This window comes from Trinickia soli (assembly GCF_002879855.1).
GTDB classification, from domain to species: Bacteria; Pseudomonadota; Gammaproteobacteria; order Burkholderiales; family Burkholderiaceae; genus Trinickia; species Trinickia soli.
The window spans coordinates 124,964-135,055 of record NZ_PNYB01000017.1; the positions used below are offsets into that span (position 1 = coordinate 124,964).

Genomic DNA, 10,092 nt, shown 5'->3' on the forward strand with positions numbered 1-10,092 from the left:
AAGCCCCGACAGGACGATTACGCCGTCCCGCACCGGCAGCCGCCGCATTGCGAACGAGCCCGCAAAACGGGACTCAAGCATGGTATGCGAATGCAGAATAGAAGCCGTTCCGGTCAGATATTTCCCGAGAGAAACCGTGGTCCGTGAAGCGGAAGCGCGTCGATTTCGCGATCGTCGCCGCGACGCCCGGCACCGGGGTGAACGGATGATTGCTGATGGTCACGTCGCCGCCATCCTGGCCGGCCAACGCTTCGATTTCCATATCGGCCACATTGGGTATTCGAAGGCTGCGACGCTTGCCGTCGAGTTGGTAGTCGATCGCGGCGGGCTTGACGCCCATCACTTCGCCGATCATCGGCCCCAGCGCGGATAGCGGACCGCCGACTTGACCGGAAAAGATTTTACCTAACGCCTGCTGCTGTTCCGGTGTCCCGCGTTCGTCGAGATAGAGGGCCACCTTCCACGGGTTTTGCAGCATGTGTCCTGGCGAATAGGCAAAAAGCGCGATGTTGAGACCGTCCAGCTTCAAGCCGGCGAACTCGCCTTCATCGATGTGCCAACCGATCAGCACGGCGCAGTCTCCGTCCGACGGCGGGCCGAGACAAACGCAAGTGCATGGGGCGTAGCAGTTACAGCTCTCGAAATACGTACCGGCAACCTTCCAGCTCTCGGCCATGGCATTGACCTCCTTCATGCGGACGCGGGCAAGTGTGAGCGCCTGTGGCATTCAGACATGGCGCATTGCCGCGCGTGAGTAGCGATTCGGCATCGCCCTGCCGGGCGAGCGAATCAAATCAAGTCTAGGTCGAAATGGCCGGCGGTGTGGAGCGTGTATCCGTCAAATAGGGTGATACGAGGGGTAAGGATGGAGCGCCTCGCCCTCAAATCAATCTTCGTACCATTCGGGTCTGACGCGCTCGTCAACGATATAGCGAGGGCGTGTCTATTGCCGCACTTCGATTGACGGCGACTCCGGGCGGGAGGTCGAATGCCAAAGAGCGCACGTCCCATGCGCGACGTGCGCCGTCAGAGAATGCGGCCCAATGCGTCGGCAAACCGAGCGACCGCGCCTTCGACGTCATGCAGCTTATCGAGCCCGAACAATCCGATGCGGAACGTCTTGAAGTCTTCAGGCTCGTCGCATTGCAACGGAACGCCGGCCGCAACCTGCAAGCCGACATCGGCAAATTTCTTGCCGGATCGTATGCCGTCGTCGTCGGTGTAGCTGACTACGACGCCCGGCGCCTGATAGCCTTGCGCAGCCACACTCTTGAACCCTTTGGCGACCAGGAGCGAACGAATGCGCTGGCCGAGTTCGAGCTGCTCCGCTCGCACCTTGTCGAAGCCGTATGCCTCGGTTTCCTTGATCACGTCGCGAAGGGTCGTGAGGCTGTCCGTAGGCATCGTCGCGTGATAAGCGTGTCCGCCGTTCTCATAGGCCTCCATGATCTGCAGCCATTTGCGCAGATCGCAGGCGAAGCTCGTGCTGGTCGTCGCCTCGATTCTTTCGCGGGCAAGCGGGCTCAGCATGACGAGTGCGCAGCAAGGCGAAGCGCTCCAGCCTTTTTGCGGCGCACTGATCAATACATCGACGCCCGTGGCTTGCATGTCGACCCAGACCGTGCCGGAGGCGATGCAGTCCAGAACGAACATGCCGCCCACAGCATGCGCGGCGTCCGCAACCGCGCGCAAATAGGTATCGGGCAGCATCATGCCGGAGGCGGTTTCGACATGCGGCGCGAAGACCAGATCCGGCTTCTTCTCCTTGATCGCCGCTACCACTTCGTCGATCGGCGCGGGCGCATAGGCGGCCTGCCTTCCTTGCTCGACGGGGCGCGCCTTCATGACGATCGATTCCGAAGGAATGCCTCCCATCTCGAAGATCTGCGACCAACGGAAGCTGAACCAGCCATTGCGAATGACCAGGCACTTCTTGCCCGTCGCAAACTGCCGGGCAACGGCTTCCATGCCAAAGGTGCCACTGCCCGGGACCACGACGACCGACTTCGCGTTGTAGACCCTTTTCAGTGCGGCGGATATGTCGCGCATGACACCTTGGAAGCGTTGCGACATGTGGTTGACGGAGCGGTCGGTGTAAACCACTGAATATTCGAGGAGCCCCTCGCGGTCGACATTGGGAAGTAAACCCGGCACGCTCGCCTCCGGTAAGCCATTAACAATACCCGCAGTATCTCTCACTTTCTCGCAGGCGGCTCGGGTCGGGTGACGGACGGCAACCTGCCCCTCGCACTCAAGCGTCCGCTCAATCGCGCCCATAACCGTACTGATCCACGCCGGTGACACATGACCATCCGCCGCTCTTTCAAAGCTTCGCCATTCGATCCCAAGGGGGTTCATCGCCAAACGCTTCAGTGAGGTAATCGACAAAGCGGCGCACTTTAAGCGGTATGCGTCGCGCGCTCGGATAAACCGCCTGGATCGCTAACTCAGTGGCACGGTAGGCCGGCAGCAGCGACACAAGTCCGCCCCGACGCAGGTGCTCGCCGAACACGAAGGTCGGACCGTACGCGATGCCGGCGCCGGCGAGCGCGGCGGCGAGAAGCATTTGCGTGTTGTTGGCGGCGATCCGGCAAGGTCCGTCGATGATATGCGCGCGGTTTCTCGCATCGAACAAGGTCCAGTCACCGGACGACACGGCCTCACTGAAGGCGAGTCGTGGCGCCCGCAGCAAGTCGCCAGGCTTGCGTGGCGTCCCATGCCGCTCAAGGTACGCGGGTGAGGCGCACACGACCATTCGACACGGCGCAAGCCGGCGTGTAACGAGTGCTGGATCCTGCAGCCGGCCGATCCGGATCGCAATGTCAACACCCGCTTCGATGAGGTCGACATAGCGGTCTCCGAGAAGCACTTCCACGTTCACTTGCGGATGGTCCTCTACATAGCGGGCAAGAACTTCGCCCAAATGCATCGCGCCGAACGTGACGGGCGCCGCGACGCGCAGAACGCCGCGCGCCGTACCCTGCGCATCGCTCGCTTCCCGGTTCGCGTCGTCGAACGCTTCGAGGATCTGCTTGCAGCGCTCATAGTAAGTCTGGCCAGCATCGGTCAAACTCAGGCGGCGCGTGGTTCGTTGGAGCAACCGCGCGTTCAGTTCGGACTCAATTGCGCTCACGTGCTTGCCGGCCATCGCCGCCGATAGCCCGAACCGCCGCGCCGCGGCAGCAAAGCTGCCTTCCTCCACTGCGGCGACGAACACCCCGAGACTCGTCAGTCGATCCATTGCGCCTCCCAATTCGATAGCGCCATTATCGACTGTCGCTACTGACGCCGCAATTATCAAATACAAGACAAGGATCTAATATCGACACGACTCATGAAGAAGGGGGCACCGCAATGGAAATCGAAACGAACGGCACGCGGATTCACATCAAGCAGCGGGGCAGCGGGGATTTGGCGCTCGTGTTCCTGCATTACTACGGCGGCTCGTCGCGAACCTGGGACCGGGTGGCAAACAAGTTGTCCGACCGGTATCGCATCGTTGCCATCGATCATCGAGGCTGGGGCGATTCCGAAGCACCTGCAGATGGCTACCGTATCGCTGATCTTGCTGCCGATGCCGAGGGCGTCATCGAAACGCTGGGATTGCAGCGCTACGTTCTCGTCGGTCACTCGATGGGCGGCAAGGTCGCGCAACTCATCGCATCGCGTCGGCCGCGCGGGCTCGAAGGCCTTGTGCTCGTTGCACCGTCGCCGCCATCGCCGATGCTTATCTCCGACGAGCAACGCGCGACATTGGCTGCTGCGTATCTGTCGCGCGAATCAGTCGAATTCGTCATCGACCGGGTGCTGACCGCGAAGCCGCTGGACGCCGACTGCCGCGAGCAAATCATAGAGGACAGTCTTAAGGCCGCGCCGCAAGCAAAGGCGGCGTGGCCGAACGTGGCTATGGGCGAAGACATTACCGCCGCGGTGGCGTCGATTGACGCCCCGACACTGGTCATCGCCGGAGAGCTAGATCAGGTGGATCGCGTCGCCACGCTGCAGGCCGAACTACTGCCCCGAATTCCGCAGGCCGCGATGCACATCCTGCCTGGAACCGGACACCTGTCGCCGCTCGAAGCGCCGGCGGAGGTGGCGCGGGTCATTGCGCATTTCGTCGCAGCTATCGAAGACAAGTCCGCCGTATGCACCGCACCCGACCAAGTCGCAATTGCTTTTGACGCTGCGTTGAACGCGGTCGATTTCGATGGCCAGACTCGACTCTGAACGTGACGCTACCCGATGGCCAGCCGCACGTGGAATTCAGTAGCCCGACGCGGGGGGCGAGGAAAAGGGCCGCGACGATCGATGGAGGCTACGCGTCTCGAATCCGCCCGGGTTGAACCGGGAATGCTGCCAGGCGCGGCGCCATCAACAGCTGCAAAGGAAAAACATCTTGAATACCCCGTCAATCATTACGGTCCCGGTCCTGCCATTTGGCATGGTCCATTGCCACCTGGTCATCGGTGAAACGGGCTGCGTCCTCGTCGACACCGGCACGCCGGGGTCCGAGGGGAAGATCGAGCGCGCCTTGAAAGAGAATGGTCGCGGTTTTCGCGATGTCACCTTGATTGTCATCACGCATGCCCATACGGACCATGCCGGATCGGCGGCCCGACTGCGTGAACTCACGGGCGCACCGATCCTCGCCCATGTGGGAGATCTGGACTACTACGAGCGGCGCAAGGAAATGACGTACTGCGTCGCCCATTAATCCGGAGTCTAGTAAAGTTCCTTTTCGGAGAAGAAGACGAACATGAAGAAGCGCTTTTCGGAACAGCAAATCACCGGGTTTCTGAAGGAAGCCGAGGCCGGTATGCCGGTCAAGGAACTGTGCAGGAAGCAAGCCTCCCAGTTGCCACGATGAGCGGCGTCTTCGCGCGTTCTTCCGCTGTCATGCGTCGTGCTCGCACGCCAAAGAGATGAACGCGACAGCCATTATCGTCGGCACGACAACGTCATACACCGAGCCGAAGGCTTGGCTTCCATAAGTCTGTGACATCCGTAAATCCTTTACCTACACAGCGATAACGAGATCGGTGTACTTCGACAGATGGCCGTCCGAAGTCACCAACCGCAACGGCTCCGACATCGCCTGTGCGACCAGAAGCCGGTCAAACGGGTCACGGTGAATGTCGGGCAGATTGCGAACCAGCGCACCGTGAACGGCCCGCACCGGCAGTTCAACGAAACCGCTTGCTTGAATCTCCGAGACAAGCAAATCGACATCGGCGTCCAGTTTGCCGAGACCGACCTTGATCGAAGCCTCCCAGATGCTCGCGCTGCTTACATAGACTTCGTCAGCTTCAAGGATCAGCTTGCGCGCCGCTTTAGTCAGCTTGCGGTCATCCATGACCGACCATAGGTAAACGTGTGTGTCGAGAAGCAGGCGCATCAACGACCCTCGAATGCTGCGACCACATCATCGGGCAGCGGGGCATCGAAGTCATCCGCGATGCGGATCTTGCCCTTGAGGCCACCGAACCGGCGCGTGACCTTCACACGTTCCATCGGCACCAGGCGGGCGGCCGGTTTGCCTGCCTTCGCGATGATGATTTCCTCGCCGCCCGCTGCGGCATCGACCAGCCGCGAAAACTGGGTTTTCGCCTCGTGAATATTGACCGTCCGCATAACCGCTCCTAGTGGACTAAGCCCATATTAGTCCATAGTTGTCCGTTGGTCAACATTCAGCCACCGGTCCATCGGCAATGGCGTGCGGCCACTTGAGCCCGTTGGGCGCTCAGATGACGCGCGCGACAATTGCGCCGAGGCGCGCCGGATCGCTGTCTACGATGCGCTTTACTGCCGACGGGGAGATCAAGCCGCGCAAGCCACGGATGGTATCCAGATCGACACCGCTCCTGCGGAGATTTACCGCAAACGTGCGCCTCGCCCCACTCGCTGAGCCATTCTCGATTCCGGCTTGATGATGCAAATGGCGGTAGATGGCTGTCAGGCCCTCACACGAGTAGCTGATCTTGCCGGTGGACGTGTGCCGCCGCGTGAAAAGGAAGGGCGTGGCAGCCGCCGCAAGAAACAGCGGGCCGTCGTTGTCGAGGCCACGGTACACCTGCGGCCTCGTCCTGGTGCCGTGCCCGCGCGCTAACCGCGAAGCGAGGTAGGCATCGAGCGAGTGCGTGATATATCGAGCTACCCAGTTGGGGGTCGCGCTCCTTGCCATTGAATCCGATCTCGGCGCGTAACGGGAGACGCCCGTCTTTCCTGTGATCCTCGGAAAATCCTATCGCCCGGCCGGTCGCGGCGATCAGGCAGTGAAACACGTTGATCCCTACGCTCATCGCCGTATCGATCGCCCCCTCACCGCTCCAACGCGCCGGCCGGCTCTGTCACGTCTTCCAACGACACAAGATACAGAGCATCGCGCAAGGCTCGATCAGCATCGACGCCAAGGACAGCAATATCGTGAAGAGGGCGAGCACCGCTCCCACCAGCCGCAAGGGCGGCCAGGACGCCAGGCGGTAGGAGTAGGCCGTGACTATCAACAACACCAGGGCCGCTGCGCCCAGGGCGAGGGCGAGCGCGAGCACCGACAGCTTCCGGTAGCGCTGCATGTGCATACTCTGTTCGCGGGCCGGTACGGCTCAGCGCCGGCGAGCTTCTTCATGAAGTCCTGGATGTGCATGGTGCCCTGCATTGCTTCTCCTCGCTCATGGAACAGATGCGCGCGTCATGGCGGACGCGCAGCGCACCCGCGAGATGGTGCCGCCCATCTGAATCACAAGGTCGAACGAAAAACACGAATCGCTACATCTGATAACTTTACCTATCACGATGGTTGCGTTTCTCCGCGGGCCGCAGGTGCCGCGGGTCCGTGACACCCGGCTCGAACGGCCGTTGCTGGACGCCCGCGACGGGCCATTCGCGACCCGCAACTGCCGGTCACGCTATCAGGAACCCTACGGCGGATAACTAAGTGGTGCGGTCATCCAAGCCAGCTTCTAGGCGGCAGCGATTCAGCTATCGCCGACGGACGGTAAAGCAGCCCAGATTTTTTTGCTCGTCGTGGCCAAGCCGTCCCGCCGCGCGAGAAAGACGCGCCGCGTATAACGGTAGACGAATTTGCAGACGGTACGCCCTGAGCCTGTCGTACTATTTCGAACTGAAAAAGCGAGACCGCATGCGCGCTGAGGTTCGCGTCAGTCGCAAGACGCTGATAACAGCGGCTAACACATGCCCTTGGGAGCGCTACGTAACAGCCGAGAAGCACAAAACAGCATAGGAGGCCAATAATCATGTCCCATGGATCACCGCGGCGCGGACCTTGCCTTGAGTCGGCTGGCACAACAAGCTATTATTCGAGCAAAACTCGGGATTCTATATCTTACACGTACAAATTCATTGAAGGGGAAAAATGCTAAACAAACTGGAGAGAGTTCAAATCGTCGGTCTCCACGGCGCGACAACGATCGATGCCCCAGTCGTTGATGGGACGTTAATTATTGTAGGCGAAAATGGTTCGGGAAAGACAACATTCCTTCGCATGGTATTTAATGCGCTCGCGGGTCGTTGGATTGCACTATCAGCCTTCAATTTTGATTATATGGTTTTGACCATTGGCGGTACCGATTTCAAAATCTCGAAGAAAGACATATTGGCTACTTCGAAATTCGATCGGCGCGCACTGTTTTCGATGCCTCCTCCCGTACGTCGCCGCTACGAGCATGCCTTGGAGCGTGGGTTAACGCCGGAAGAAGCTATGTATGAGGTCCAGCGATTTTACCGCCATGCCGATTTGTCTTCCGCTGACATGATGCGCCAAGTGGAGCTTTTTGAAGGGCGGCCTAAAGGTACAGCCAAGGAGTTGCAAGAACTTCGGCTCAAAATTCGCTCAGCTATTGATGCGCAGATCTTATATCTTCCAACTTATCGCCGCATCGAACGCGAGCTCGGAAGTATCTTCGAAGGCGTTGACACAGACGATATCAGAAAGGGGCGACTTCGCCATCGACAGGCAGAAAGTGGATCAACGTATATTGAGCTTGTCGAGTTTGGCATGAAGGATGTTGAACACGCCATCGAGCGAACGCTCGCAAACCTTAAGGAGTTTGCTCGAGAAAATCTTAATAGCCTTACGTTGCGCTATCTCGGCGATGTCGTGAATCGCGAGTATGAGCGCACTGACGTTAGTGAAATTACCAATGCATCTGAAGACACTATCCGGTCAGTGCTTAATCGCGTTCACGACACAATTTTAAATCAGTCAGATCGAGAGCATTTGTACAGCGTCATTACTTCCGCGCAATCAAAAAACGGCCCGGATGAGCATGCGAAAATTGTGTACCATTATTTTATTAAGCTTCTTCGCTTCCAGCAATCTCTTGAAGAGAAGGAAAAGAATATTGCGCAATTCTGCGAATTGTGTTCGCAGTATATCACGGACAAGAGATTTAAATACGATAGCAGCACCTTCTCGTTTGAGATCGTTCCGAAAGAGCCGCGCGCCGGACTCGATCACATTGATTTGAGCGAGCTGTCTTCAGGTGAAAAACAAATAGTTTCACTTTTCAGTCATGTCTATCTGTCAGATGTAAACAACTATCTCGTACTAATTGACGAGCCGGAACTGTCTCTTTCTGTACCTTGGCAACGCCGATTCTTGCTGGATATCTGGCAAGCGACATTCTGTTCGGGATTGATTGCAGTTACGCACTCTCCGTTTATCTATCAGAAGAACGCACTTAAACCATACGCTCACTCGATGGGCGAGTTCACCAAAAACTGAGAGATACAGTATGGGAATGCTAGAAGAACATAACGCGGCGTCGGAGACCGAGGAAGAGATCTACCATGAATTCTTGCTTTGGTACAAAAAGGACCGGAGGGAGGTTTACGCAATTATTGAAGGAGACGAAGATCCGGTCTTTTATCGAGGGATAATCGACGCTTTGTTGCCAGCAGGTTGGTCAGTACGGACAATTTCGGCCGGCAGCAAAATCAGAGTTATTGAAACGTTGAAAGCCTTTGATTGGAATCGTTTTCCTCCGAAGAGAGTTGGGTTTTTCGTGGATCGCGACCTTTCAACTTTTTTGGGAGGCGCGATTTCATCTGAACACGGCAACCTTTACGCTACAGACAAATACTCGATAGAAAACGAACTTGCGAACGAGCAAACGTTGCTCCGGTCTCTTCGTGAAGTTATGGGCGTCAATAAAATTTCAGCAGACGAGGAAGAAACTATAACTCACGCCTACTATAGAAATTTCAACACGTTTTCTGAAGCATTTTCTGTAATTATGTCACAGATAATCTGCTGGATGAGAGGAGGCAGGAGTCCCTGCCTGAAAAATATCGATCCGTCGGTGATGTTCAGATTTTCCGATGGAGTTCTTCAATTGAAAACCGAGTTCCTTTCAGACCGCGCACGCATTGAATATGCTTCCGGTCGCGTCAAGGAATGGCCCGACGAACAGACAGTTTTGGACGCCGCCTTGGAGGATTTTCGAAAGCAAGACGGGCCGCGATCGTTCGTCCGTGGAAAATATATTTTTTGGTTTTTTACGAAATCTATCTTGGAGTTCCACTCGAACATCACTAAATATTGCCCCGTTTATCCTGAACCACCTAAAATAAAAGTGGCACTAGGTCCAAAAAACTCAATGGCTGTCCTGGCTGGAAAAGCCCGATGCTGGGATTCTCTACGCCATTTCTTGGAGGAAAATTTCGTTTCATACGTCGCTACACACAGCTAATCATTAACCCCGTACTCTAACCACTCGTACACTGCCAAACATCGGTGGCCCGCTTTAAGGGCCTCCGGGTACCTATCGCCGACTGCGGGCTATGGCCAAATTGTGTGCGTAGTTCCTCTGTCGGGTTCCGGAGTATTACTGCCGTTCCAACGGCAAGCTTTCGCGCTCACTGAACGGCAGGTTGTGGCCGCGATCGGTCCGATGAAGCTGCGGAGAACGGCCGCAATGCAGCACAGCTCGCGTCCGGCAGCACGCGGTAGAGTCGAGATGTGGCGCGGTAGCGGTAGGCTCGGTTTGTCTGTTGCCGCCCCTTTCGTCCGGCGGTGCCCGAGTAACCTTGCCCTAACCCCGTTTCCACATCCCGCTCATCGAACCCAGCGTG

The 10,092-nt window shown here is 57.5% G+C and carries 11 protein-coding genes and 1 pseudogene; 5 read left to right on the plus strand and 7 right to left on the minus strand.

From position 1 onward, the window contains the following. Positions 1 to 73 precede the first annotated feature (73 nt). The 3 genes from C0Z19_RS19365 to C0Z19_RS19375 form a co-directional block, all read right to left on the minus strand. Positions 74 to 727 (minus strand): DUF1326 domain-containing protein, encoded by a 654-nt coding sequence (locus C0Z19_RS19365; RefSeq protein ID WP_332882219.1) that lies wholly within the window; start codon positions 725 to 727, stop codon positions 74 to 76. 299 nt (positions 728 to 1,026) lie between these two features. Next, a complete protein-coding gene (locus C0Z19_RS19370; protein WP_102611445.1) occupies positions 1,027 to 2,154 on the minus strand; it encodes an aminotransferase class V-fold PLP-dependent enzyme in 1,128 nt (375 codons plus the stop codon). 169 nt (positions 2,155 to 2,323) lie between these two features. Next, positions 2,324 to 3,241, minus strand: a complete 918-nt coding sequence (locus C0Z19_RS19375; protein ID WP_102611446.1) for a LysR family transcriptional regulator — start codon at positions 3,239 to 3,241, stop codon at positions 2,324 to 2,326. A gap of 113 nt (positions 3,242 to 3,354) precedes the next feature. Here C0Z19_RS19375 and C0Z19_RS19380 point away from each other — a divergent pair, with 113 nt between their 5' ends. The 3 genes and pseudogenes from C0Z19_RS19380 to C0Z19_RS28040 form a co-directional block, all read left to right on the plus strand. Then, positions 3,355 to 4,227, plus strand: a complete 873-nt coding sequence (locus tag C0Z19_RS19380; protein WP_102611447.1) for an alpha/beta fold hydrolase — start codon at positions 3,355 to 3,357, stop codon at positions 4,225 to 4,227. Between the two features lie 169 nt (positions 4,228 to 4,396). Further along, entirely contained in the window at positions 4,397 to 4,714 is a 318-nt protein-coding gene (locus tag C0Z19_RS19385; RefSeq protein WP_332882220.1) for an MBL fold metallo-hydrolase, read from the plus strand. 42 nt (positions 4,715 to 4,756) lie between these two features. Beyond that, positions 4,757 to 4,843: pseudogene (locus C0Z19_RS28040) on the plus strand (transposase); the annotation flags it as partial. A gap of 174 nt (positions 4,844 to 5,017) precedes the next feature. On the opposite strand, the gene C0Z19_RS19390 reads toward C0Z19_RS28040, so the two are convergent. From C0Z19_RS19390 to C0Z19_RS19405, 4 genes are all read right to left on the minus strand, one after another. Beyond that, positions 5,018 to 5,395 carry a type II toxin-antitoxin system VapC family toxin gene (locus C0Z19_RS19390; protein WP_102611448.1) on the minus strand — a complete coding sequence of 126 codons (378 nt, stop codon included), beginning with the start codon at positions 5,393 to 5,395 and terminating at the stop codon, positions 5,018 to 5,020. Then, positions 5,395 to 5,631 (minus strand): type II toxin-antitoxin system Phd/YefM family antitoxin, encoded by a 237-nt coding sequence (locus tag C0Z19_RS19395; protein WP_102611449.1) that lies wholly within the window; start codon positions 5,629 to 5,631, stop codon positions 5,395 to 5,397. Before C0Z19_RS19395 ends, C0Z19_RS19390 begins: the two co-directional genes overlap by 1 nt. A 109-nt stretch (positions 5,632 to 5,740) precedes the next feature. Beyond that, entirely contained in the window at positions 5,741 to 6,070 is a 330-nt protein-coding gene (locus C0Z19_RS19400) for a hypothetical protein (protein ID WP_146012106.1), read from the minus strand. 277 nt (positions 6,071 to 6,347) lie between these two features. Continuing rightward, entirely contained in the window at positions 6,348 to 6,572 is a 225-nt protein-coding gene (locus C0Z19_RS19405; protein ID WP_146012107.1) for a YuaM family protein, read from the minus strand. 800 nt (positions 6,573 to 7,372) lie between these two features. Here C0Z19_RS19405 and C0Z19_RS19410 point away from each other — a divergent pair. Continuing rightward, entirely contained in the window at positions 7,373 to 8,743 is a 1,371-nt protein-coding gene (locus tag C0Z19_RS19410; RefSeq protein ID WP_102611452.1) for an AAA family ATPase, read from the plus strand. A 10-nt stretch (positions 8,744 to 8,753) separates the two neighbouring features. Then, entirely contained in the window at positions 8,754 to 9,710 is a 957-nt protein-coding gene (locus tag C0Z19_RS19415) for a DUF4435 domain-containing protein (protein ID WP_102611453.1), read from the plus strand. The last annotated feature ends 382 nt before the right edge of the window (positions 9,711 to 10,092 follow it).